The organism is Larsenimonas rhizosphaerae (genome assembly GCF_023700005.1).
Classification (GTDB): domain Bacteria; phylum Pseudomonadota; class Gammaproteobacteria; order Pseudomonadales; family Halomonadaceae; genus Larsenimonas; species Larsenimonas rhizosphaerae.
On record NZ_JAMLJK010000001.1, the window covers coordinates 1,934,544 to 1,960,026 of the forward strand.

Annotated in this window: 24 protein-coding genes; 5 read left to right on the forward strand and 19 right to left on the reverse strand. The window is 57.8% G+C overall.

What is annotated here, in order from left to right:
- Window positions 1-5: 5 nt before the first annotated feature.
- Genes sppA through NAT21_RS08870 form a run of 3 tightly spaced genes read right to left on the reverse strand, consistent with a single transcriptional unit; the run spans window position 6 to window position 2,745 of the window.
- On the reverse strand, window positions 6-1,043 hold the full coding sequence (sppA, locus tag NAT21_RS08860) for a signal peptide peptidase SppA (protein ID WP_250937452.1): 1,038 nt from the start codon (window positions 1,041-1,043) through the stop codon (window positions 6-8).
- Between the two features lie 43 nt (window positions 1,044-1,086).
- Entirely contained in the window at window positions 1,087-1,749 is a 663-nt protein-coding gene (locus NAT21_RS08865; protein WP_250937454.1) for an HAD-IA family hydrolase, read from the reverse strand.
- Window positions 1,750-1,797: 48 nt separating this feature from the next.
- Window positions 1,798-2,745 (reverse strand): RluA family pseudouridine synthase, encoded by a 948-nt coding sequence (locus tag NAT21_RS08870; protein WP_250937460.1) that lies wholly within the window; start codon window positions 2,743-2,745, stop codon window positions 1,798-1,800.
- 637 nt (window positions 2,746-3,382) lie between these two features.
- Between NAT21_RS08870 and rne the strand changes: the two genes are divergently transcribed.
- Entirely contained in the window at window positions 3,383-6,910 is a 3,528-nt protein-coding gene (gene rne / locus NAT21_RS08875; protein ID WP_250937462.1) for a ribonuclease E, read from the forward strand.
- An 89-nt stretch (window positions 6,911-6,999) separates the two neighbouring features.
- Here the strand turns inward: rne and murB are convergent, their stop codons facing one another.
- The 7 genes from murB to NAT21_RS08910 form a co-directional block, all read right to left on the reverse strand.
- A complete protein-coding gene (murB, locus tag NAT21_RS08880) occupies window positions 7,000-8,028 on the reverse strand; it encodes a UDP-N-acetylmuramate dehydrogenase (protein WP_250938046.1) in 1,029 nt (342 codons plus the stop codon).
- The gene (locus NAT21_RS08885; RefSeq protein WP_250937464.1) at window positions 8,025-8,525 is read right to left on the reverse strand and encodes a low molecular weight protein-tyrosine-phosphatase; all 501 of its coding nucleotides are present in this window, start codon (window positions 8,523-8,525) and stop codon (window positions 8,025-8,027) included. The genes murB and NAT21_RS08885 overlap by 4 nt, the downstream gene beginning before the upstream one ends.
- Complete coding sequence (gene kdsB, locus NAT21_RS08890) at window positions 8,512-9,294, reverse strand: 3-deoxy-manno-octulosonate cytidylyltransferase (protein WP_250937466.1); 783 nt, start codon at window positions 9,292-9,294, stop codon at window positions 8,512-8,514. Before kdsB ends, NAT21_RS08885 begins: the two co-directional genes overlap by 14 nt.
- Window positions 9,291-9,482: a Trm112 family protein gene (locus NAT21_RS08895; RefSeq protein ID WP_250937468.1), complete on the reverse strand. Its 192-nt coding sequence runs from the start codon at window positions 9,480-9,482 to the stop codon at window positions 9,291-9,293. Before NAT21_RS08895 ends, kdsB begins: the two co-directional genes overlap by 4 nt.
- Window positions 9,483-9,498: 16 nt before the next feature.
- Window positions 9,499-10,482 (reverse strand): tetraacyldisaccharide 4'-kinase, encoded by a 984-nt coding sequence (gene lpxK / locus NAT21_RS08900; RefSeq protein ID WP_250937470.1) that lies wholly within the window; start codon window positions 10,480-10,482, stop codon window positions 9,499-9,501.
- Window positions 10,479-12,245: a lipid A export permease/ATP-binding protein MsbA gene (gene msbA, locus NAT21_RS08905; protein WP_407658240.1), complete on the reverse strand. Its 1,767-nt coding sequence runs from the start codon at window positions 12,243-12,245 to the stop codon at window positions 10,479-10,481. Before msbA ends, lpxK begins: the two co-directional genes overlap by 4 nt.
- An 81-nt stretch (window positions 12,246-12,326) precedes the next feature.
- The gene (locus NAT21_RS08910; RefSeq protein ID WP_250937475.1) at window positions 12,327-14,645 is read right to left on the reverse strand and encodes a DNA internalization-related competence protein ComEC/Rec2; all 2,319 of its coding nucleotides are present in this window, start codon (window positions 14,643-14,645) and stop codon (window positions 12,327-12,329) included.
- 84 nt (window positions 14,646-14,729) lie between these two features.
- Here NAT21_RS08910 and NAT21_RS08915 point away from each other — a divergent pair, with 84 nt between their 5' ends.
- Window positions 14,730-15,266: a DUF2062 domain-containing protein gene (locus tag NAT21_RS08915; RefSeq protein ID WP_250937478.1), complete on the forward strand. Its 537-nt coding sequence runs from the start codon at window positions 14,730-14,732 to the stop codon at window positions 15,264-15,266.
- A gap of 29 nt (window positions 15,267-15,295) precedes the next feature.
- Here NAT21_RS08915 and NAT21_RS08920 read toward each other — a convergent pair whose 3' ends face one another.
- Entirely contained in the window at window positions 15,296-15,979 is a 684-nt protein-coding gene (locus NAT21_RS08920) for an ABC transporter ATP-binding protein (RefSeq protein ID WP_250937480.1), read from the reverse strand.
- Entirely contained in the window at window positions 15,972-17,216 is a 1,245-nt protein-coding gene (locus NAT21_RS08925) for a lipoprotein-releasing ABC transporter permease subunit (RefSeq protein WP_250937482.1), read from the reverse strand. The genes NAT21_RS08920 and NAT21_RS08925 overlap by 8 nt, the downstream gene beginning before the upstream one ends.
- 160 nt (window positions 17,217-17,376) lie before the next feature.
- Here NAT21_RS08925 and NAT21_RS08930 point away from each other — a divergent pair, with 160 nt between their 5' ends.
- From NAT21_RS08930 to NAT21_RS08940, 3 genes are read left to right on the forward strand one after another with little or no spacing between them, the layout of a single operon-like run.
- The gene (locus NAT21_RS08930; protein WP_250937492.1) at window positions 17,377-18,450 is read left to right on the forward strand and encodes an agmatine deiminase family protein; all 1,074 of its coding nucleotides are present in this window, start codon (window positions 17,377-17,379) and stop codon (window positions 18,448-18,450) included.
- Window positions 18,447-19,346, forward strand: a complete 900-nt coding sequence (locus NAT21_RS08935; protein WP_250937494.1) for a carbon-nitrogen hydrolase — start codon at window positions 18,447-18,449, stop codon at window positions 19,344-19,346. The genes NAT21_RS08930 and NAT21_RS08935 overlap by 4 nt, the downstream gene beginning before the upstream one ends.
- A 49-nt stretch (window positions 19,347-19,395) precedes the next feature.
- Window positions 19,396-20,277, forward strand: coding sequence for a DNA replication terminus site-binding protein (locus NAT21_RS08940; RefSeq protein WP_250937496.1), 882 nt, complete (start codon window positions 19,396-19,398; stop codon window positions 20,275-20,277).
- A gap of 8 nt (window positions 20,278-20,285) precedes the next feature.
- Here the strand turns inward: NAT21_RS08940 and NAT21_RS08945 are convergent, their stop codons facing one another.
- The 7 genes from NAT21_RS08945 to NAT21_RS08975 all read right to left on the reverse strand — a co-directional run bounded on the left by NAT21_RS08945 (window position 20,286) and on the right by NAT21_RS08975 (window position 25,482).
- The gene (locus NAT21_RS08945) at window positions 20,286-20,567 is read right to left on the reverse strand and encodes a YrhK family protein (RefSeq protein WP_250937498.1); all 282 of its coding nucleotides are present in this window, start codon (window positions 20,565-20,567) and stop codon (window positions 20,286-20,288) included.
- A 38-nt stretch (window positions 20,568-20,605) separates the two neighbouring features.
- Window positions 20,606-21,997 (reverse strand): Si-specific NAD(P)(+) transhydrogenase, encoded by a 1,392-nt coding sequence (gene sthA / locus NAT21_RS08950; protein ID WP_250937500.1) that lies wholly within the window; start codon window positions 21,995-21,997, stop codon window positions 20,606-20,608.
- Window positions 21,998-22,025: 28 nt separating this feature from the next.
- Entirely contained in the window at window positions 22,026-22,286 is a 261-nt protein-coding gene (nqrM, locus tag NAT21_RS08955) for a (Na+)-NQR maturation NqrM (RefSeq protein ID WP_250937502.1), read from the reverse strand.
- A gap of 120 nt (window positions 22,287-22,406) precedes the next feature.
- Complete coding sequence (locus NAT21_RS08960) at window positions 22,407-22,925, reverse strand: hypothetical protein (RefSeq protein ID WP_250937504.1); 519 nt, start codon at window positions 22,923-22,925, stop codon at window positions 22,407-22,409.
- Complete coding sequence (gene nqrF, locus NAT21_RS08965; RefSeq protein WP_250937506.1) at window positions 22,925-24,157, reverse strand: NADH:ubiquinone reductase (Na(+)-transporting) subunit F; 1,233 nt, start codon at window positions 24,155-24,157, stop codon at window positions 22,925-22,927. The genes NAT21_RS08960 and nqrF overlap by 1 nt, the downstream gene beginning before the upstream one ends.
- Window positions 24,158-24,193: 36 nt before the next feature.
- A complete protein-coding gene (nqrE, locus tag NAT21_RS08970) occupies window positions 24,194-24,814 on the reverse strand; it encodes an NADH:ubiquinone reductase (Na(+)-transporting) subunit E (RefSeq protein WP_250937508.1) in 621 nt (206 codons plus the stop codon).
- Entirely contained in the window at window positions 24,814-25,482 is a 669-nt protein-coding gene (locus NAT21_RS08975; RefSeq protein WP_250937510.1) for an NADH:ubiquinone reductase (Na(+)-transporting) subunit D, read from the reverse strand. The genes nqrE and NAT21_RS08975 overlap by 1 nt, the downstream gene beginning before the upstream one ends.
- Window position 25,483: the final 1 nt, after the last annotated feature.

The window sequence follows — 25,483 nt, forward strand, 5'->3', positions numbered from 1 at the left end:
AGTGCTTACGGCACCTGATAACGCACAGGAGACCCTGTGGACTGACTGCCTATCCCAAGCCACTGGGCCGCGACCTGGCCCAGCTGGCGCGACAGCCGTTCAAGAGGATCCGGTGACAGGGTATAGTCAACAGCCTTCTCCACGCTGAAACGGTCACGAATCAGCTGATCAAAGGTGGCCACTCCATCGGTCAGGCCATTGACCTGCGCCTGCTCTCCCGTCCATACCAGCCCGGAAAAAAGGGCAGGATCCGAGGCAAGTCGATCACCGCGACCAGCCTTCACATCATTGATGAACTGCTGGTGCGTGGTATCGAGAATGGTTTTCCAGAAGTCACGCTGAGCCTGAGTCACATCTCGAAAGGGATCAAGCAGGTCCTTGTTTTCACCCGCCGTAAAGACTCGCCGCTCTACCCCCAGGCGACCGATGGCCTCCTTGAAGCCAAAGCCCGAGTAGATGACACCGATCGAGCCCACCAGACTGGCCGGCGCCGCATAGATATCATCGGCCGCCGCAGCGATGTAATAGGCACCACTGGCCCCGATATCCTCGATGACTGCCACTACCGGCCTGTCGGGAGAGTGTCCCTTTAGCCGTCGAATTTCCTGATAGATGCGCTGAGACTGCACCGGCGACCCACCAGGACTGTTGATACGCAGTACGATGGCTCGGGCCTTTTCGTCATCAAAGGCATCATGCAATCCCTTGATCACGGTATCGGCACTGGCCGGCCCCTCGGCATCGATCACACCATTGATCCGCACGGTAGCCACATGCGGACCGCCGCCACCTCGGGCTGCCGCGTCAACATCAAGCGACCCCACACCCCGGTAAACCCCGAATACCAGCAGACCGAACAGGCCGATATAAACAAGGCGAAAAAAGATCCTCCAGCGCCGTGATCGACGCTGCTCCCGCGTAATTTCCTGCACCCAGCGATCCATCAACCGCGCCTGATCATCCGGGGCACTCCGTGAACGTGACGGTGCAGGCCGCTCATCGCGGCCTTCCGCCCAGGGGTCAGACGAATCATGATCGCTCATGCCATACACTCCATTGGCCAGAAGTAACGCAAAAAAAGCGCCATCACACGGCGCGCTCAATCCAGTTCACAAGCGCTGCAAAATCAGCCGTTTCATACACCGGGGCATGACGCCGCAACACTTCCGGGGCATGAACCCCATAGGTCATGGCCACACGGTCCATGCCCAGTCGCTGTGCCATTTCAAGGTCATAGGAGGTATCACCGACCATCAAGGCCCTGTCAACCGGCACATTCAGCTGTTCCAGCAGCTCTTCAAGCATCAGCGGTGAGGGTTTTGACTCGGTAAGATCTGCCGTCCGACTGGCTGCAAACCAGTGCCCACAGGCATGGCTTTCGAACTGCCGATCGAGCCCGCGTCTACTCTTGCCCGTAGCCACCGCAAGCGTCAGACCAGGCTGTCGGTGCAACCGGTCCAGGCCCTGCCTGACGCCCGGAAAGAACTGCATCGGGGCATCATGCGTCTCGGCTGCCACGAAATAATCGGCGTAATACTGCCGCATGACCTCACGCTGAGGAGCAGACAACGACGGACACAACACAAGAATCGCTTCCGGTAGCCCCAGCCCGATGATATGACGCACCGCCTCCGATGACAGGGAGCCGGCTCCTGCCGCCAGGGCTGCTCGTTGCATACAGCTCACGATGCGCGCCTGGGAATCCATCAAGGTGCCATCCCAGTCAAAAATGATCAGTTGATATTTCATCTCTACTCCGCCCGGAAAACACCACTCACCTGTAAAGAAAACAAATGCTCAGGTTAAAAGCCGCGCTCGAGCCAGCGCCGAGGTCAATTCATCGCCCATACGCGCCTTGATGGTAACTTCCCGGCCACTGGTCGGGTCAGGAAAGCTCAACTGGTGGGCATGAAGGAACAGGCGCTCAAGGCCGATGCGTCTGGCCATCTGTTCACCTTCCCGAGAACCGTACTTCCGGTCCGACAGCAAGGAATGCCCAGCATGCTGGGCATGCACACGGATCTGATGCGTTCGTCCGGTAATCGGCTCGGCCTCCATCAGTGTCATGCCTGCGAAGGTCTCGACCACGTTGAAGCGGGTTCGGGAGCGTTTGCCATTCTTGTCGACACGCACACGACGCTCACCATTACCGGCATCATAGCGATCCAGTGGTGCACTCACCCAGTCGCGTCGGGCCGGCCAGCGACCTTCCACCAGGGCCAAGTAGCGCTTGTCCATTTTCTTCTGCTTGAGGGCATCATTGAGCGTTACCAGTGCATCACGCGTCTTGGCAAGCAGCAAACACCCTGATGTATCCCGATCCAGCCGATGGACCAGCTCAAGGAAGGTCAGGTCAGTACGGATCTGTCGCAGAGCCTCGATCAGCCCGATCTTGACGCCACTGCCGCCATGGACAGGCAGCCCGGAAGGCTTGTTGATGACCAGCCAGGCATCGGATTCGGCCAGCACACTGCCGGCCAGCACATTCTTGAGATTATCACTGACTTCTCGAACGGCTTCCTCGGGCTTCAGGCGCAGCGGTGGTACCCGCACCAGATCACCGATAACCAGGCGCTGATCTACCTTCGCCCGCTTTTTGTTGACTCGCACCTCACCTTTTCGAATGATGCGATAAATCAGGGTTCGCGGTGCACCCTTGAGCCGCGTCAGCAAAAAGTTGTCCAGACGCTGACCGGCATGGCCACTGTCAATCTCTATCCACTGTACGTCACGCCCTTCAGCCATCCGACATCCTCGTAGCTTGATACATCGATAAGGTGGCCATCTTAACGGATAATTTGACCACGGGGGCGAATTGCTGGGGTGGGGGTTAACTGATATATTGCCAGAGCTTGGACAGGGCCTTTATTTCCTGTTGAAGCGCCTGCACTTTTTCGAGAACACGCAGGCCAAAGCAACGAATAAGATCGGTATGAAATACCCGTTTATGTAATGCCCGGCTTTCTTTAGAAGTTCGGGAAAATAATGACCTCCGTGTCGAAGACCGGCGGCGTTGCATCGGCAAATGCCAGGTGTCTGGTGATAGAAACAAGGACCGGTAGATGACACATCACCGCGACATGTCCTGATATTACCGCGTACTCATCATGATCACGTCATGTACTGATGGCCAAGGCCGTCAAAGGCATGCAAGGCATTCTCGACATGCATTGAGCACAACACACTGCAGACCCGTTCGGCGTCGTTGATGTTTTGAACCCATACTGACGCCTTTTTTGCACGCGGTGTGAAGGGCACGAAAATGACAACTTGTCATCGATGCCAAGGCATCCCTGAACAACTGTTCGCCTTCACCCGTGACATGAAGGCCCTGTAGTGGTTCATGACAGTCTCTCGATGCGCTCTTGTTTTGCGAGACACCATGAAACGAATGTTGATTAACGGCACCCAGCCGGAAGAGCTGCGGGTAGCCATGGTAGACGGACAGCGGATTTACGATCTTGATATCGAATCCGGTGCTCGGGAACAGAAAAAAGCCAATATTTATCGCGGCAAGATTACTCGCGTCGAGCCCAGCCTTGAAGCCGCCTTCGTCGACTTTGGTGCAGACCGCCACGGGTTCCTGCCGATGAAGGAAATTTCTCGCGAATATTTCGTGAAGGATGTCAGCGGTCGCCCCAACATTCGTGAAGTCCTGCGCGAAGGCCAGGAAGTCATTGTTCAGGTCGACAAGGAAGAACGTGGCAACAAGGGTGCAGCCCTGACCACATTTGTAAGCCTGGCAGGACGCTTTCTGGTACTGATGCCCAACAACCCGCGTGCCGGCGGTATTTCACGCCGCATCGAGGGCGAGGAACGTGCCGAACTCAAGGAAGCCATGAGCAAGCTCGACATGCCCGAGAAAATGGGCGTGATCGTGCGTACGGCCGGTATCGGCCGCTCGGCAGAAGAGCTTCAGTGGGATCTCAGGTATCTGACTCAGGTATGGGAAGCCATCACTGAAGAAGCCGGCAAGCGCTCGGCTCCGTTTCTTATCTATCGCGAATCCAATGTCATCATTCGGGCAATGCGCGACTACCTGCGTCAGGACATCGGTGAAGTCCTGATCGACAGCCCCAGCATCCATGAAGAAGCACTGGCCTTTGTTCGTACGGTCATGCCGACCTACGAAAGCAAGATCAAGCTCTATACCGATGACGTTCCGCTCTTCTCACGTTTCCAGATCGAATCACAGATCGAAACGGCTTATCAGCGTGATGTGAAACTGCCCTCCGGCGGCTCGATTGTCATCGACCATACCGAAGCGCTGGTCTCCATCGATATCAACTCTGCCCGTGCCACCAAGGGCAGCGACATCGAGGAAACGGCCCTTCAGACCAATCTTGAGGCGGCAGAAGAAATCGCTCGCCAGCTGCGCCTGCGTGATATCGGCGGCCTGATCGTGATCGACTTCATCGACATGTCACCGGCCCGCAACCGCCGCGATGTCGAAAATCGTCTTCGCGACTCGGTCAAGCTTGATCGTGCACGCGTGCAAACCGGCAGCATTTCCCGCTTTGGTCTGATGGAAATGTCACGCCAGCGTCTTCGCCCCTCTCTGGGTGAAACCAGTGGCGTAGTATGCCCGCGATGTGACGGTCAGGGCACCATCCGTGACGTTCGCTCGCTGTCGCTGTCGGTCATGCGTCTGATTGAAGAAGAGGCCATGAAGGAACGCAGCTCCCAGATTCGTGCCCTTCTGCCGGTGCCGGTTGCCACCTATCTTCTGAATGAAAAACGCAGCGTCCTGGCCGCCGTCGAGGAGCGTCAGAACGTCAAGGTAGTCCTTCTGCCACAACCGGACATGGACACGCCTCACTATGAAGTGCAGCGCTTCCGTGACGATCAGATGGATGAAGATGATATCGGCAAGCCCAGCTTCGAGCTCTCGGCCGAAATCGAACACCAGCTTCATGATGATGCCCTTTCGGCTGAAAAACCCATTCAGCGTACCGAGGCAGCCGTCAAGATGGTGGCTCATGCCCCTGCGCCTGCTTCACTCAAGCAAAACGATGACGCTGCACCAGCAGCTCAGCCTGAACAGGCACAGCCCACAGGCTTCATGGGTCGACTGTTCCGCGGCATGAGCAGACTGCTCGGTTCCGAGTCTGACATTCCCGCAGAGACCCCTCCTGCCCGCCCGGCCACTCGCGAAAAACAGGCTGCCTCCACCAGGCCGACGATAGCCGGCACCGGCAAGGACGGCAGCAATGCATCGTCCGGTACGCGCACTGGCAAAACAGCCGACACCGAGCGCAAGCCGGCTGCCAATGAGCGCAAGTCGGATGACAACGAACGTACGCCTGCCAGCGAAGGCAACAACGGACGCCCTGACAAGCGCCGCAATGCCAACCGTGACCAGGATGGAGAGCGTGACGACAAAAACAGTTCTTCCAACCGTGACCGTCGAAACGGCAAAAACGGCAAGGGCAATAGCGATACACGTGAGCCCCAGGCCAAAAACGATGATCGAAACGCAAATCGGAAGAGCAATAATGGCAACGACCGCAAGCCATCCCAGGCGGATCGCACCGATAAATCCTCGGACAAGCCCGCCGAGAACAAACCGGTAGACTCCAAGGCCGCCGACACAAGTCACACAGCGACGGATACCAGCGGTTCAGGCACCACGCAGGAGGAACAGCCGACCGGTAAGCCCAAGCGTACGCGTAATAATCCGCGCAATCGCACTCGCAAGCAGGCACTGAACCCCAAGGCTGTTGCCGAGCAGGAAACCCTGCAGGCGCAGGGAGACAATGCTGCGCCATCAACGGATACGGCACCCGCACAGGGCAAGCCGACTCATGGCACCCCCACTGCCGAATCGGTACCCAGTGCCCAGTCGCCTGACAGCACCACGAAGAAGGAAGGCAGGACGGAAGCTACAGGAGAGACGGGCACACGTGCCCCCAGCCTGTATCACAAGACACCACCCTCTTCACGTGGCACGTCAAGAAACGAAGACAGCACTCAATCTGCCGACGCACCGTCAGCCGACAGCAAATCAGCAGGCGCCAGCGCCAAGGCGACCGAGTCAGCCAACGCCAAACCGGCAGATGCCAAGGCGGCTGAACCGGCCAGTGCCAAACCGGCAGATGCAAAAGCGACTGAACCGGCCAGTGCCAAACCGGCAGATGCAAAAGCGACTGAATCAGCCAGCGCCAAACCGGCAGATGCCAAGGCCACTAAGCCGGCCAGTGCCAAACCGGCAGATGCCAAGGCAACTGAATCAGCCAGCACCAAACCGGCAGATGCCAAGGCAACTGAATCAGCCAGCACCAAACCGGCAGATGCCAAGGCAACTGAATCGGCCAGCACCAAACCGGCAGATGCCAAGGCAACTGAATCGGCCAGCACCAAACCGGCAGATGCCAAGGCAACTGAATCGGCCAGCACCAAACCGGCAGATGCCAAGGCAACTGAATCAGCCAGCACCAAACCGGCAGATGCCAAGGCAACTGAATCGGCCAGCACCAAACCGGCAGATGCCAAGGCGACTGAATCAGCCAGCACTAAACCGGCAGATGCAAAAGCGACTGAGTCGGCCAGCACCAAACCGGCAGATGCCAAGGCGACTGAATCGGCCAGCGCCAAACCGGCAGATGCCAAGGCGACCGAGTCAGCCAGCGCCAAACCGGCAGATGCAAAAGCGACCGAGTCAGCCAACGCCAAACCGGCAGACACTCTGGCAGAGAAAGCCTCACCGGGCACAACACCTGCCATTGCCCGCGCCGGCACTACAGCAGTGGAGCCAGCCAAAAGCGCTGACAATGCAGACAAGGCCGGGAGCGATACCGCGCCTCCCAAGGGCGCCGGGCTTACATCCCGCGGTCGGGCCTACAACGACCCACGGGAAGTCAAGCGTCGCCAACGGCAGCAGCAGAAGGATCAGGACGCCAGTCAGACCTGATCCGGGGCGCTTGACGTGCCCTCACAAAAAGCCCCTCGGTTGAGGGGCTTTTTTTATAGGTAGGCAGGATAAATAGCATCATCTTAAGGTCAATGTGCCGATAGCTCACCCCAGAAACCAGGCTCACGCTCCAGCACGACCCCGAAACGACCCTGCACGGTCTCGGCTATATAATCGGACAGTGCCAACACATCCTCCGCGTTACCACGGCCATCATGGGTCAGGACAAGCGCCTGACGATCATGAATGCCCACGCCTTCCGGCCACTTCAATCCCTTGAGACCACACTGATCGATCAACCAGGCCGCGGCTACCTTTGCACCGGCACTATCCACCGGATAGATGGGTATTGAAGGATAGTCGCGCTTCAAGCGCTCTATTACGTCCAGAGACACGATCGGGTTTTTGAAAAAACTGCCGGCATTGCCGATATCTGCCGGGTCAGGCAGCTTGGATCGGCGAAGAGCCGTTACAGCATCTGCGACAGTACGGGGTGAAAGCGCAGCCTGCTCCGCCAGATGCGTAAGCCCCTGGTAGCCCAGGCGAGGAGACGGCATGCGGGACAAGCGCAGCACGACACGTACAATAACGACCTGACCGGCCAGCGCCTGCTTGAAAATGCTGTCGCGATATCCAAACAGGCATTGCGCCGAAGACAGAATGCGATAGGCACCGCTCTCCAGCTCGATCAAATGGACTTCATGCACGACATCAGACAGCTCGACACCATAGGCACCAATATTCTGAACAGGTGCAGCGCCTGTCGTACCGGGAATCAGCGCCAGGTTCTCGATGCCCCACCACCCGGCATCACAGCAACGAAGCACCAGCGCATGCCAGTCGATACCAGCTTCAACATGCAGCAACCGGTCAGCCTCGTTGAGCCACTCGCCAAACCAGCAGCCCTGCCCGGTATATCTCAGCACCAGGCCTGATACTACAGATGGCAAAATGACATTACTGCCGCCCCCCAGCACACGGACACGCCACTGTCGTGACTGCGCGATCGCAAGAGTGTCACGCAGCGAGGCAATCGTATCGACCTCACACCACCATTGCGCTCGAGCAGGCAGACGCAGTGTATTGCGCGCCGCAAGATCAATATCCTGACGCATCATGCCTGCCACGGGGCCATTCGCTGAAGTTCATTCAGAAAGGCGTCGCTGGCCTGATCCACCAGTGCATAGACCTGATCAAACGCCTCATTGCCTTCCCCATAGGGGTCAGGTACATCCGTGACATCAAGATGTGGCGCAAACGGCAGGAAAAGCGCAATTCGGGCACGAGCATGCGGTGGGGAACGCCGCTTTATATCGCGCAGATTCGCGCTATCCATGGCCAGAATCCAGTCAAAGCGCTCGAAATCGCTGTCATCCAACTGGCGTGCTCGCAAATCATCCAGGGACAGGCCTCGATCAGCGGCGGCACGGCGGGCCCCCGGGTCTGGCGGCTGACCGACATGCCAGTCACCGGTACCACAGGAATCGATCAGAATGTGCTCTGCCAATCCAGCCTGGGCCACCTTGCTCCTGAAGACGCCTTCAGCTGTAGGTGACCGGCAGATATTGCCCAGGCACACGAACAATACGCGAATGCAGCGTTCACGGTTCGCCATGCGACCTCCGAATCCAGCCACGTACACGCTCAAGGTCTTCCTGAGTATCTACTCCGGGTGGATATGCTCCCTCACACAGGGTGACCTGAATGTGATGTCCATGATACAGCGCCCGTAGCTGTTCCAGCTGTTCACACTGTTCCAGAGGCGCTTCCGGCCAGTTCACATATGCCTGCAAAAACCCTACCCGGTAGGCATAAAGACCTATATGGCGGTGCCAGCCGGCACCAGGCAGCGCAGGCGCAAGCTCGGCAGACAGCGTAAAGGCATCACGCTGCCATGGGATGGGGGCCCGCGAAAAATAAAGGGCCCGGCCGTAGCGATCGCAGACCACCTTGACCACATGCGGCGAGGCCAGCGTCTCGATGGCATCGATCGGCTCGGCCAGAGTGGCAATCGAAGCCTGCGGCACGGCATGCAGGGTATGCGCAACCTGATCGATCAGTTCCGGTGGAATCAAGGGTTCATCGCCCTGGACGTTGACCATACAGGTCTCGGCATCAAGCCCGAGCTGCTCGGCGACATCAGCCAGCCGGGAAGTACCGTTCGGATGATCCGGCCGAGTCATGATCACTTCAGCACCCGCCTGGGAAGCGACTTCACCGACACGCGCATCATCCGTGGCTACCACCACCCGGGAAGACGATGACTTGAGTGCCTGCCGCCACACGCGAACCACCATGGGCTCGCCTTCGATATCAACCAGCGGCTTGCCCGGCAGACGCGTCGAGCCGAACCTGGCAGGAATCACGGTAACGAACCTGCTCATGACGGTTTGGCCATGACCTCATCGGCGTCCATCACACGGGCTTCTTCAACCAGCATGACAGGAATGCCATCACGAATGGGATAGGCCAAGCCACTCTGACGACACTTGAGTTCATTGGCAGCACGATCGTATTCAAGCGATGCCTGGCTTTGCGGACATACCAGCATTGCCAACAGTTCCTTGTCCATGTCTTCTCTCCAAAGGTTACAGCTGCGCCAGACGCTGACGCAGATAATCGATCAGGGCCGGCTCGGGGTGCGCCTCCACATCCAGGGACCAGCAGCGCTCATTGGCAAAACGCCGGCACTTCACGGCGTCCTTGGCGGTCATGACAACCGGCCGATTATCGGCAAACTTCAGATCCTCTGCCGTAAACCGGTGATGATCTGCCAGAGGATGGCGATCAAACTCGACCCCAAGTGATTCCAGCGTTCTGAAAAATCGCTGGGGATTACCGATGCCGGCCGTAGCGTGCACCTTGCCGCTGAACGGCCGGGCATCCACGGGATAGCATACGCCATCGCTCAGATGACGCCAGGCACTGGGCACCAGGGTCATTGCGTATTCGGAAGCATCAACACGGCAATCCAGCTCACCGTTGGTAATCACGGCATCTACCGTGGCAAGCCGCGTCAGCGGCTCACGCAGTGGGCCGGCAGGCAGGCAATGCTGATTGCCGAAGCCCTTCTGCCCATCAACCACCACCAGCTCGATATCACGCCCCAGATACAGATGCTGCAGGCCATCGTCGGAAACGAGAATATCGCAACCGGCAGCGATCAGCTTGCGCGCGGCTCTTGGCCGATCAGGGTCCACCGCCACAGGCAGTCCGGTCTGCTGGGCAAGCATTACCGGCTCATCACCGGCATGGGCAGGATCCGTACTTTCATCGACATACAGCGGATACCGGGGGGCATGGCCACCATACCCTCGTGAGATAATGCCGGGATGCCAGCCCTGCTGCTGAAGCCAGCGAACGAGCCAGGCCACCAATGGCGATTTTCCGGTTCCCCCGAGGGTAATATTGCCCACGACGATTACGGGCACGGAGCCTTCCCAGATCGTTTTGCTGCCGGCCCTGAACTGTTGATGCCTGCGTGCCACTGCCCTTTTGTACAGCGCCTCAAGTGGTGTCAGCATCAGAGGCCATGCCGAGCCATTGTACCAGGCTTGTTCGAGTCGCTTCATGTCGCTGTACCCGCCGTGTCACTGAACTGAATCCGATGAAGAGCCGCATAGGCCCCCTCTCGAGCCAGCAGCTCATCATGGCTGCCGGATTCCACCAGATGACCGTTATCCATTACCACAATGCGGTCAGCCCGCTCGATGGTCGACAGGCGATGTGCAATCACGAAGGTCGTTCGCCCCTTGCATACATCTTCAAGCGCCTTCTGGATATAGCGCTCGGACTCGGTATCCAGCGCGGACGTTGCTTCATCAAGGATCAGAATCGGGGCATCCTTGAAAATCGCACGAGCGATGGCCAGACGCTGACGCTGACCACCGGACAGCATGACGCCATTATCCCCGATCAGGGTGTCATACCCGTCGGGCAGGCGCTCGATGAACTCATCAACATAGGCTGCGCGGGCAGCGGCTATCACATCCTCGCGGGTCGCCTCCGGCTGGCCGTAGGCAATATTATTGGCAATGGTCGTGTTGAACAGCACGACCTGCTGGCTCACCAGAGCAACCTGACGACGCAGCGCCTTGAGTTCCAGCGTCATGATGTCCTGGCCATCAATCAGGATACGGCCACCGGTCGGGTCATAAAAACGCGTCAACAGGCTGACAAGTGTGGTCTTGCCGCTTCCGGAACGCCCGACCATGGCTACCATTTCCCCGGCCCGGGCTTCAAGACTGACGCCATGCAGTACATCACTGTCACCCTTGTTGTAGGTAAAGCGCACCTGATCAAAGGTAACCTCACCACGCACCCGGCCTGGATCAATATGGCCGGGATCCGGCTCAGGGGGATGGTCCGTGATCGCAAACAGCTCCTGTACTGCCGAAAGCCCCTTTTGAATCATGCCGCTGATTTCAGTCAGCGACTTGATGGGTTTTGCCATCAATGAGGCCGCCGTAATGAAACCGATGAATTCGCCCGCATTCATGCCCCCCATGATATCCGGCGCGAGGGCAAGCCATACCAGCAAAGCCAGTGACAGGGCCATCAAGGTCTGAATGACAGGCGCACTGACCGATTTGGTGAGGGATTCCTTGAGGCTCTGCACGCGATTGTATTCGCTGGCACGACGAAAGCGTTCGTACTCGAACTCCTCGGCACCATGCGTACGCACCACCCGATACCCGGTAATGCTTTCAGACGCCACATGGGTGACATCACCCACGGAGCGCTGAATGCGCCGGGCGAGCTTGCGAAACCGCCGGCTGGCGTAGGCCACGACACCGGCAATCAACGGTGTCACGGCAATGAATACCAGTGTGAGCTTCCAGTTGGTCCAGAACAGATAGCAGGTCAGGCCAATGACGTAAAAACCTTCCTGCATGATGACCGTAACGGCCTTGGTTACCGCACCAGTGACCTGCTCGACATGATAGGTAACGCGGGACAGCAGGTGGCCGCCGGAATGCTGATCATAAAATCGGCCGGGCAGGCGCAGCATTTGCCGGAAGACATCGATACGCAGTGCATGCACCACATTGCGCGCAACGCGCTGCATGAAAAAGCCACCCAGGAAGGTACCCACCCCACGGCAGGCAAACATCAATACCACCAGCATGGGCAGGAACTGCCGAAACTGAGCATCCGGGTTCTGGATACCATTGGTCAGGTATTCCATGACCTTGGCAAAGGCCGTACTGGACGCGGCATAAATGCCGTACCCGATTGCAGCCACCACAAAATCCTTCCAGTGTGGGCGCACGTACTTCATGAGGCGCTTGTAAAGCGTCCAGCTACTGGTGTCGTTCACGTCTGCTCCCGCCATCTTCGTTGACTCATAACGTGAGGCCGGCATGCATCACGCCGTCAGGCCATCCATCAAATGCTCCGGCACGTCAAGCCAGGCTCAGGGCGCGGATTCTACCCCAAGGCAGCCCGGTTCGATACCGCCACGGCGCGCCGCCGCCCTGACCGTCACCCCATCAGCAACCGGTGTCAGCGTAATCGCGCCATCCAGTGCCGTACTCCAGAGGCAACTGCCCGTGGCACGAAAGTCCTGAACCACCTCCGGGTGTGGATGGTCATAACGGTTCAGATAGCCTGCACTGAAAATGACGTGATCAGGGCGAAAAAAACGTATCGCCTCGGGATCAGAGCCGGTCCGACTGCCATGATGTGAGGCAATCAGTACATCAATATCTGCCAGCCGAGCGCCATACCGGCGCACAAGCCAGCGCTCCACCCTGCGGCCGGCATCACCCAGCACGAGCGCACGATACGCTGGAGTCTCTACCAGCAGCACGCAGGAACTGTCATTGCGATCTTCCGTGGGGGCACGCCATGTGCGTTCGGGCCACAGAAAGGTCAGCCGTGCATCCCCCTTCTGCCAGCCTTCTCCCGCCACACATCGCCGCGACGGTGTCGCACTCACGGGCACTGACGCGGGGCGCCACAACCGTTCTATGACACCACCGGACGACTCAAGCCAGTGAAGACCGCCGGCATGATCCAGATCCCCATGACTGATGATGACATCATCCAGTACAGGCGCGCGATCCCACAGGGTAGACAGCGGCGCAAAGCCCGAACGAAAACGGGGGCCTGTGTCGTAAAGCGCATGATAGTCAGGCGCCATCAACGACACTGCCAGCCCCTGACCAACATCATGTACCTGCATGGACAGACCGGGAGAGATGTCCGAAGGCGTGGCAAGATGAATCACCGAGCCGGCAAGCAACACTGCCATGATTGCGACCTTGAACATACGACCCACCCCCGGCATACACAGGGTCAGTGCCGCAATAAACAACAGAACGGACAGGGCTTCCCGCAAGGCCTCGGGCACGACAATCACAGGCCATACTGATGCCAGCCAGTGGCTCGCATCCCAGAATACCTGCGCTACCCAGCCGAATATCTGCCAGCACATGACTCCAAACCAGGGCCCGGCAATCCATCCTGCCAGTGCCAGAGGCACCATGATCAGGGTGACCAGCGGAATCGCGACCAGGTTGACCGGCAGTGACAAAACCGACCACTGGCCCAGCACCAGCACGACCAGTGCCCCCATGCCAAACGTCAGTATCAGCTGACTGCGCCACTGACCCCACCACCACCCGGGGATCGGACGGTTCACCCAGGCCATCAGCAATAACCCGACCGCAGCGAAGGAAAGCCAGAAGCCCTGGCGCTGGGTTGCCAGTGGATCCAGCCACAGCACCAGCAGCATGGCCAGCCACCAGCCCTGCCATGGACTGGGCGCGCGACGACCACTGCGGACCCATAATGCCATCAGCGCCATGATGGCAGCTCGTGTAACAGGCGGTGTCCAGCCGACCAACGCCGCATACCCAACCGCCCCCAGTGCGGCCATCACCCATGGGATCGGTGAAACCCGCCAGCGTGATGGCATCACGCATCGCACTACCTGCCGGGTTACCCACCAGATCAATGCAATCACCAGCCCTACATGCAGGCCTGACACCACAAACAAGTGGGTGATGCCCAGCGCCGCGAGCGTTTCCCATTCGTCACGACTCAGAGCCTGACTGTTGCCAAGCGTCAGTGCCGACAACCAGCGCTGCGTATCGGAAGAGATGTCGCGCGCTGCGAGAATGGCGTGCAACGCCTGGCGCAACGATGGAGGCGCGTCATGGATGCGCCTGGCCACGGCACGGCTGCGAACATAGCCCGTGGCAGAGATTCCCTCGCGCAGTAACCAGGCCTGGTAATCGAAACGTCCCGGGTTGTGATAACCATGGGGAGGCTTCAATCGTGCCGTCAGTTGCCAGCGTTCACCCACAAGCACGGCAGGCGCATCGTACCAGTCAAGACGCAGCCGGTTCAGCGGGCCGCACTCAACCATGTCAGTCGCCACCGGCTCACAGCCAGCGACCGTTCCTTCCAGCCGGAGACGATCACTCCCTGCATCAACCCGATCAACCTCGAGCATTAACCTCATATCCCGACCCGCCAGCGTGTCGGCCAGCACAGGGGTCTGATGCTCATGGTGCCAGCCGGCAAACAACACCAGACCTGCCAGCCACATCAACCAGCATCGACGCGTTAGCAACCAGCCCGAAACGATGCCCACCACAAGAAGCCCCACCACCCACCAGAGGAGCTCCTCACGCAGGGAAACAGCCAGCATGGACAGCACCATACCAGGCACGATCAGCAGGTCAGGGTATCTTCGGGCGGCAACTGCTTCACTCCGTGAACGCATTGCCTGTACCATCAAGTCATGCACTGGAGTCAATCGCACCGTATACTCCGTCGCTATTCTTTTTCATCGGACTCTGGCGCTCTCATGCCCCGTCGATTGATCAACCGCTTTCTGCCGGACCCGGAGACACTTCAAAACAAGAAGTCGCTCCGCTGCGTCAGCCACTTCATTGCCAATCCGGCACTGTGGCAGGTATCACGACGCACGATTGGCAACGCCTTCATGGTCGGCATCTTCTGTGCCTTCATGCCGATACCAGCCCAGATGCTGGTGGCGGCGGTTGGAGCATGGCTCTTTCGATGCAATCTACCGCTATCGGTCGTTCTGGTCTGGATTACCAACCCGCTGACCATGCCGGTTATCTTTTACGGTACGTATCGGGTCGGTACCTGGGTATTGAATACACCACCGCGCACCCTGCCGGATCATTTCACGGCACAGTGGATCGCCGAACAGTTGGCTGACATCCTGCCGCCGCTGCTGACCGGCTCATTGATCAGTGGTGTGGTTATCGGGGTCACCACCAATATCTTGATACGCCTGCTGTGGCGCTGGCACGTGTCGCGCCAATGGAAGCGCCGACAGCGACGGCGGCGAACACACATAAAAAAAAGCGCCTGAAGGCGCTTTTTTCATGCTGGAACAAAGGTTCACTGCTGAACCAGATGCCCCTGATCAAGATGCATCACCCGGTCCTGGTGCGCTGCGAGCCCGGTATCGTGCGTCACGATCACAAAGGCACTGCGGCTGCTGGAGGCCACATCATCCATCAGCGCCAGAATGCGCCCTGCCGTGGTCTGATCAAGGTTACCGGTCGGCTCGTCCATCAGTACAAGACTCGGGTCTGTCACCAATGCACGCGCAATGGCAACACGCTGACGCTCGCCACCGGAGAGCTCACCGGGCTTGTGAGCCGCGCGCTTGTCCATGCCGACTCGAGCCAGTATGGCGCGGGCCTTCTCGCGGGCATCGCGGCGCTTCATGCCTCGGATAACCAGGGGCATGGCCACGTTTTCATCCGCGGTAAATTCCGCCAGCAGATGGTGAAACTGATAGACGAAGCCGATATGACGATTGCGAAACCGGCCAATGTCTGTCTCGGACATGCCCTTGATTGACTGGCCGGCGATGACAATATCACCGGCTGTCAAACGATCCAGCCCGCCCAGCAGATTGAGCAGGGTCGTTTTTCCCGACCCGGAACTACCGACGATGGCCACCCGCTCACCGGCATGAACGGTCAACGACAACTCATCAAGCACCGTCAGGTCCTGAGGGCCCTCATGATAGGTGCGGGTAATGCCCTCGCACTGCAGCATGATGTCCTTATTCATAGCGCAATACCTCCGCTGGCTGAATCCGCGCAGCACGCCAGGCGGGATACAAGGTCGACAGAAAACTGAGCAGCAGCGCTACTCCGGTAATAACAGCAACATCACTGCCTTCCAGCCGAGACGGCAGATAACTGATGAAATACACCCCTGGGTCCAAAAACGTGACGCCAAAGGCCTGCTGAAGCCAGGCCACCACATCCGCCACGGTCAATGCTCCGATGATGCCGAAAATCACCCCGAGCACGATACCGACCACGCCAATGGTCAGCCCCTGCACGATAAAGATACCCATGATGGTCATCGGCGTAGCACCAAGGGTACGCAAGATCGCAATGTCGGCATGCTTGTCGGTGACGACCATCACGAGCGTTGAAATGATATTGAATGCCGCGACGGCCACAATGACCGACAACAGCAGTCCGATCATGTGCTTTTCCATCTGGATGGCCTGAAACAGGTTGCCCTGGGTATAGGTCCAGTCGATGCCACGATAGCCTGGCGGCACCTCGTTGATGATCTCTCGAGTCAGCGCATGCGCCATGAACAGATCGTCCAGTTTCAGACGAATGCCCTGCGCCTCGCCGTTGACACGCCCGAGTTTCGCCATGTCCGCGAGGTTGGCATACGCCAGATTGGCATCGAGCTGAGCACCTACACTGAAGATGCCCGAGACATTGAACCGCTTCATGCGCGGAAAGATACCGCCGGGTGTTACCGAAGCTTCCGGTATCATCAAGGTCACTCGATCGCCCACCCCGACGCCCAGACTACGTGCCAGTTGCTGGCCCAGCACCACATTCCAGCTGCCAGGCGACAGGGAGTCCAGCGAGCCCTGCGCCATATGACGGCCGATAATGGACACCTTCTTCTCAGCGGCCGGATCAATCCCGTTCACCATGGCCCCCTGCGCGTTGCCGCCGCTGGCAAACATGCCCTGCTGCTCGACATAAGGCGCAGCGCCGACAATATGCGGGCTTTTGGCTGACAGGGTATCTGCCAGTTTGTGCCAGTCCTGTACCCCACCCACGGCTTCTATCCGGGTATGCGGCACCATGCCAAGAATGCGGCTGCGCAACTCATGATCAAAGCCATTCATGACCGACAACACCAGAATCATGACCGCCACGCCGAGCGTCAGGCCCAGCATGGAAGTCATGGAAATAAAGGAAATAAAACCGTTACGACGCTTGGCCCGCGTATAGCGAAGACCAATCAGAAAAGGGAGGCGGTCCAGCATGTGAAACATTCCTGTCCGTGAGGAGGCGATCATGGTACGCACTTTTCCCCACCGCTGCATCAGCCAGCCACTTTTCTAACGCCGTGGCTTGAGGCATTATCGCGCCCACGCTCCTGGCCCGCTCGCCCCGAAGCAGGCCCCTGTTGATGGATATACAGCGATGACTTACTCCCTGCCGGCAGAATGGTATCCCCAGGACGCCATTCAGTTGACCTGGCCTGCCAGTACCAGCGACTGGGGCCCACTGTGCGACCGCCTGGAAGCCATGCTGGAAGCCCTGGTGCTGTCCGTGACGCGCTACCAGCAGGTTCTGATCACGGTGGAAAACGATGCCACAGGCCAGGCACTGGCGTCCCGCTTCGAGTCCATTGGCGTCCCTTCATACCAATATCACCTGGTGACGGCCTCAGCCGACGATACCTGGACGCGGGATCATGGCCCGATTACGCGCCTGAACGATGGCCATCCTGAACTGCTGGATTACCGTTTTACCGGCTGGGGCGGCAAGTTCGAGGCACAACAGGATAATGCCCTGTCTATTGCCTTGCAGGAACAGGGCGTCTGGCAAGCGCCACTCATCGACCAGCAGGCCCATATCCTTGAAGGCGGAGCCATTGAAAGTAATGGCGCCGGTACACTGCTGACAACGACAGCCTGTCTGCTCAATGCCAATCGAACGCCGGGAGCCACGCGAGAGCAATGGGAAGCCCATGCCCGAGACCAGTGGGGAATCACACAGGTCCTGTGGCTGACCCAGGGCGATCTGGAAGGAGACGATACGGACAGTCACATCGACACCCTCGCCCGCTTCTGCAACGAGACCACGATTGCCTACGTTCGCTGCGATGACCCGCAGGATAGCCATTACCCTGCCTTTCAGGCCATGGAGCAGGAATTGATGGCCCTGCGTCAGCCCAATGGCGACCCCTGGCAGCTGGTTGCACTGCCCTGGCCCAGGGCAGTTCATGATCAGGAAGATGGCCATCGATTACCGGCCACCTATGCCAATTTCCTGATCACCAATGAAGAAGTACTCGTTCCCGTCTACGCTGACCCGGCAGACCTGGAGGCCCTGAACACTCTGGCCTCGGTCTTTCCCGAACGTCGCATTATTCCTCTGGACTGCCGTACAGTAATACGCCAACACGGCAGCCTTCACTGCCTGACCATGCAGCTGCCGCGAGGCACGCTCGCACCGGCAGAGGCCAACGCCAAGACACAGGAGCTGTCATGACCCATCTTCGCGCAGGGCTTGTACAACAACCGGCCTGGCCGGATAAACAGAAAAGTCTGGCAGCCTCGGCAGAAGGCATCCGCGCCCTCGCCGCCGATGGAGCACGACTGGTGCTTCTTCAGGAGCTGCACGCTACGCATTACTTCTGTCAGACAGAAGACGCCGATCTATTTGATCTGGCCGAGCCACTGGACGGCCCGACAACGACCTGCCTGGCCGCGCTGGCTGCCGAGCTCGACATCGTGATCGTGGGATCGATTTTCGAGCGTCGCGCCGCCGGGGTATATCACAACACAGCCGTCGTACTGGACGGCAAGAAGGGCCGAGTCGGTCACTACCGGAAAATGCACATTCCGGATGACCCCGGTTTCTATGAAAAATTCTATTTCACCCCCGGGGATGCCGCCCAGCAGGAAGGGCTTGGCTTTACCCCGGTTGAAACCTCGGTCGGCCGACTTGGCATTCTGGTCTGCTGGGATCAATGGTACCCGGAAGCAGCCCGGCTCATGGCTCTTGCCGGTGCTGATATACTGCTTTATCCCACGGCCATCGGATGGGATCCGGATGAAGAAGACGGCGAAAACCAGCGCCAGCTGGATGCATGGACACTGATTCAGCGCTCACATGCCGTTGCCAATGGCCTGCCGGTCATGGTCGCCAACCGCACTGGCCATGAAGCAGCGCCCGATCAATCGAGTGCCGGCATCCGGTTCTGGGGGGGCAGCTTCATCGCCGGGCCCCAGGGTGAGTTTCTTGAATACGCCGGCGAAGAACCCACGACACTGATTACCGATATCAGCATGGCGCGCAGCGAGCAGGTACGGCGCATGTGGCCCTACCTGCGGGACCGCCGGGTGGATGCATATGGGCATCTGACCCGCCGTTACATCGACTGATCCCATCCCCATCGCCGGGCACTCTGCCCGGCATTACTTCAGGAACCCCATGTCCACCAAACCGCTTTCCAGTTACCAATTGACGGCTGAAATAGAACAGGCCTTTGATGGTGTGGTTGAAGCCACTGCCCGATTCTGTGATGCCGTCGACACCAGAAAGCCTCGCCAGTGGACATTATGTGACACGTCAGCGCCCGCGCAGTGGCTACGCCAGGCTCTGGAGGACATGTGGTATGAAGACGGGCAGGATGGCCGCGCAACGCGCAACTATATTGGCGTGGTACTCGCTGACGATACCACTCTTGAACTCGCCATGGCCCTGAACGAACGCAAGGACCATTTTGGTACACTGGTGGGACAACTGCGCAAGCAATCTGCCAGCGCGGTTGCCGAGCTGAAGGTACACCTGCCACGCCGACACCCTGCAGTGGAAGCACCACTGGAGCAGCGTGGTCTGGCCAGGCTTCACCTCAAACAGACATGGCGACGCCTGCCAATTGCCGAAGCACCGCTGGCCCGCCTGCACCTGTCCTGGTATACCAGCGGACGTTCCATTAAACGCCTGACGGTGGAACAGGCTCAGGAGAAACTGGCAGCATTCAACAATGAGGCGGCACACATCAGAATTCAGTGGCAAAAGCTGGCCGCCCTGCCGAGTGACGAAATCCTGGCGCAGGTTCAGCACCAGGCACCCGTCATGCGTGGCAATCTGTTTTTCAAGGAGCCGCTGGCCGATGGCCATACGCGACGCGCCCTGAACATGGCCCTTCCGTTGATCATTCCGGCCGATCACACTGATCGGTTACCGCTGATCAACACGCCGCCCGCCACGCCGCCGACACACCGCACCCGGGCACGGCGGGAAGATACCCGAATCGAGGATGATCCCTATATTCCCAGTCTGAGACTGTACCGCTATCGCTCACAGTAAATCAGGCGCTATAGATCCTCGGGCCGGGCAGGCAGGTGCTTGAGGTGTATTGATCGGGCCAGCTGAATGCCAGGCCGCAGCAACAATTGCGCACTACCGATGACAAACAGCCAGGTACCGATCGTCAACAGGGTGCCTTCATAAAAGAAACAGAAGCTACCGACCAGAAACCAGAGCCCGATCATCATGTCATTGAGCATGCTCAGGATTTCGTAGCGGCGATGCAGCACGATTTCATCGTGCCCAAAGGTAAAGGTCAGATCACCATCGCTTTTTTTTTCGCGCTGCATCTGCAACATGCCTCCGTTGGTATATCGACAACAGTCGCCTAGAAAATCCGGTTGTAGCCATTCTGGGCGGCGACCCGATAGGCTTCCGCCATGGTCGGGTAATTGAAGGTTGTATTGAGGAAGTACTTCAGTGTATTAGCCTCGCCCTTTTGCCGCATGATGGCCTGACCGATGTGAATAATCTCGGACGCCTGGTCACCAAAGCAGTGGATTCCCAGAATGGCCAGTGTTTCGGGGTGAAACAGGATCTTGAGCATCCCGACACGGTCGTTGGTAATCTGCGCCCGCGCCGTATCCTTGAAAAAGACCTGTCCAACCTCGTAGGGAACACATGCATTGGTGAGTTCACGCTCGTTCTTGCCTACGGAGCTGATCTCGGGAATGGTATAAATTCCGGTCGGGATATCATCCACGAACTGGAAATCGTCATTCAACAAATCCGCTGACGCAAAACGTCCCTGGTCATAGGCGGCACTGGCCAGACTGGGCCAGCCAATGACATCCCCGGCCGCATAGATGTGGGGCAATTCCGTACGATAATGCTCGTCCACCTGAAGCTGGCCACGGGAATTGGCGGTGAGTCCGATATTTTCAAGCCCGAGCTGGTCGGTATTACCGGTCCGACCATTGGCCCACATGAAGGCATCGGCACGCAGTTTCTTGCCGGATTTCAAATAAACCGTAACGCCACCCTCATCCCCTTCAACACGCTCATATTCTTCATTATGCCGTACCAGTACGCCGTTGTTTCTCAGGTGATAAGAGAGCGCATCGCTGATCTCATCATCAAGAAATGACAATAGACGCTCGCGTGTATCGACCAGATCAACCTTGACGCCCAGCCCGGAAAATATGGAAGCATATTCGGAGCCAATGACACCGGCGCCGTAGATGATCAACGTGCGGGGTGAATGACTCAGATCCAGAATGGTGTCGGAACAGTAGATACGGGGATGGCGAAAATCGATATCTGCCGGACGATACGGGCGAGAGCCCGTAGCGATGACGACCTGCTGTGTCTTGAGTTCCTCGACGCCATCGTGGTTATCCCGTACCACAATGGTGGACTCATCCTGGAAGCGCGCCGTACCGAAAAAAAGGTCTACCCGATTATGGGCATAAAAATTGGTCCTCATTTCCACCTGCTGATCAACAACACGGCGGGAATGCTCCAGCACCCGCGAAAATGAAAACCAGCGCGGCTCGCCTACTTCCCGGAACAGCTTGTTGGTATTGAACTCAATGATCTGCTTGACGGCGTGGCGCAACGCCTTGGAAGGAATGGTGCCCTTGTGGGTACAGTTACCGCCTACCGACGACTGAGCCTCGATTACTGCAACGCGCTTGCCGTGCTTGGCTGCATTAAGCGCCGCACTTTCGCCGGCCGGACCGGAACCAATCACTACCACGTCGTAATTATATACAGCCATCTTGTTCCATTAGCTCCTGTCGTGAATATCAGGTACGGCGGCGCGTAGCGTCGTAACCCAGCGAACTGTCTGCACTGGCAGCGGCGCGTGGAACTACACCGGCTCGCTTTTTCTGCTCTTCTTCACAGATTTCATCCTTGCCACCACAGATATCACACCCCTGCTTGAGCCCAAGGTTATTGAGCCCGCCACATGAGCCGGCGATCGGCTTGCGTCCCATCAATACACCGACGGACATGGCTGTCACCAGCAGCAACATGGCTGCAAATACCAGAACCCAAATCATCATGTTTATTCCTCCGGACGATGAATGCTCGTCTGCCTGTTGGCCTGAACCCATTGTATCAAATATGTACGCCGGGATGCTCATTCATGCACCTCAGCAATATATTCACCAGATGAGAGGTGATTACCGTGACGACGCTGTCTGATCAGCAGATGTCGATGACAGTCGCTGACAGGATGTCAGCATCCGCGGCATCTGACGAGATGGATATGCAAGCGGTGGCGTAATCGGCGCATCAACACTCACAAGGCACCGCCGCACCGAACGCTCTCCTGGCCCCGGGGAAAGCATGCTTCGCGTTACCAGCCAGCCCGACACTTCAAGCTGATAGTGCGTTATGCCGCGTGCAGCAAGCTCATGCTCAAAGGCATCCATCAATGCCAGCGCCGGTATCTCCACCGGTTGATCAAGGCCTTGCTCAGGCATGATGGCCAGCGATGGCGGCGCAGCAATCAACCGGGTTTCAAGCCGCATCAACTCATCTGACGAGACGGTGTCCGCCGGCACGGCCAGCCGCCAGGGCAAGGCCAGGGTTACCCCACCGATGTATCGATTCGATTGACGAAAACTGCCTGTTTCAGCATAAAAAAGGGCCAGCCCCGCAAGGGCCAGCCCGATTAAAGTGCAGCCGATAATGCGCATCAGCCGCCAAAGTCATCCAGAAGGATGTTTTCAGGCTCGACGCCCATGTCTGTCAGCATCTTGACGACAGATGCGTTCATCATGGGTGGCCCGCACATATAATATTCACAGTCTTCAGGAGCCGGATGGTCCTTCAGGTAGTTTTCATACAAAACGTTATGGATAAAGCCTGTCGGACCTTCCCAATTATCTTCCGGCTGCGGGTCAGAGAGCGCAAGATGCCATTCGAAGTTCTCGTTTTCGGCTTCGAGCTGGTCATACTCCTCGTTATAGAACGATTCACGCATGGAGCGCGCCCCGTACCAGAACGAAATCTTGCGATCACTATTGAGACGCTTGAGCTGATCGAAGATATGGCTTCGCATGGGCGCCATACCGGCACCACCACCCACAAACACCATTTCAGCATCGGTATCCCGGGCAAAGAACTCGCCAAAGGGACCATATACCGTGACCTTGTCGCCTTCCTTGAGACTGAATACCCAGGTCGACATCAATCCGGGCGGATGGTCCGTATTCGGCGGAGGTGTGGCAATACGGATGTTGAACTTCAACATGCCACGCTCTTCAGGGTAGTTGGCCATCGAGTAGGCACGAATCACCGGCTCGGTGGTCTTCCCGGTCACATTGAACATCCCGAACCGATCCCAGTCTCCCCGGTACTCTTCGGGTATATCGAAATCGCTGAACTTGATGTCATACGCAGGCGCCTCAAGCTGCATGTACCCGCCGGCGCGGAAGGCCACGTTTTCACCTTCCGGAAGGCGCAGTGTCAACTCCTTGATGAAGGTAGCCACGTTCGGGTTGGAAACCACGGTACATTCCCACTTCTTGACCCCGAACACTTCTTCCGGCACTTGAATCTTCATGTCCTGCTTGACAGGTACCTGGCAGGAAAGGCGCCAGCCTTCCTTCTTTTCACCCATGGTGAAATGGCTTTCCTCGGTCGGCAGAATGGATCCGCCGCCCTCGGCTACCCGGCACTTGCACTGCGCGCAGGAGCCACCGCCGCCACATGCAGAAGACAGGAATATGCCATTGGCTGCCAGTGTCTGCAGCAACTTGCCACCAGCCTGGGTGGTCAGCGTGCTGTCCGGATCATCGTTGATTTCAATGGTAACGTCACCACTGGAAACCAGACGGCTGCGTGCCATAAGGATCACGGCAACCAGCCCGAGGACGATCACGGTAAACATGACCACGCCGAGCAGGATAATTGTTGAATCGACCATGTCGAGGTTCCCTATCGCGTTCTAGTTGTAAGCGTCTTAAAGCTGAATGCCTGAAAACGACATAAAGCCAAGCGACATCAACCCTACTGTCAGGAAGGTGATACCCAGCCCCTGCAGGCCGGCCGGCACATCGCTGTACTTGAGCTTTTCACGAATACCAGCCAGAGCAGTAATCGCCAACGCCCAGCCAACCCCGGCGCCAGCGCCATAAATCACTGATTCACCGAAGTTGTAGTCGCGCTGCACCATGAAAAGCGAGGCCCCCATGATGGCACAGTTCACCGTAATCAGCGGCAGGTATACACCCAGCGCGTTGTAAAGTGCCGGCACAAACTTGTCGAGAAACATCTCGAGGATCTGAACGATCGCCGCGATAACGCCGATATAGCTCAACAGCCCCAAAAACGTCAGATCAATGTTTTCTGCCCCTTCAATACCTGTCCATGACAGGGCACCCGCCTTGAGCAGATAGTTCAGGATCAGGTTGTTGACCGGCACGGTAATCATCAGTACCACGACAACGGCGATGCCCAGCCCCAGCGCCGACTGCACCTTCTTGGATACGGCCAGAAACGTACACATGCCGAGGAAGAAGGCCAACGCCATGTTTTCAACAAATACGGCCTTAATGAACAGACTCAGATAATGTTCGAACATCAGACAGCCTCCTGCGCTCGAGTATTGGCAGTAATCTTGAAGTCCGCTTCTTCAACCTGTTCCGGATTCCTGCTTCTGATCGCCCAGATCATCAGGCCGATCACAAAGAAAGCCGATGGCGGCAGCAGCATCAAGCCATTGGTGACGTACCAGCCACCGTCCTTGACGGTATGCAGAAGGGTGTACCCCATCAAGGAACCTGAACCAAACAGTTCACGCACCGCACCCACTACCAGAAGAACAAAGGTATAGCCCAGACCGTTGCCAACACCATCAAGGAAGCTCATGCCCGGGCCGTTCTGCATGGCATATGCCTCTGCACGCCCCATGACGATACAGTTGGTGATGATCAGCCCCACAAATACCGACAGCTGCTTGGAAATTTCATAGGCATAGGCGCGCAGCACCTGATCCACCACAATAACCAGGGAAGCAATGATCGTCATTTGCACGATGATTCGGATCGACGACGGCATGTGGTTACGGATCAGCGAGACAAAGAAGCTGGAAAAGGCAGTAACGGCAATAACCGCAAGCCCCATGACCAGCGACGTCTGCACCGAGTTGGTAACCGCCAGCGCCGAGCAGACCCCAAGGATCTGCAGGGCAATCGGGTTGTTTTGAAAAATCGGCGTCGTCAGGACGCCCTTCGGCGTATCAGCAGCCATG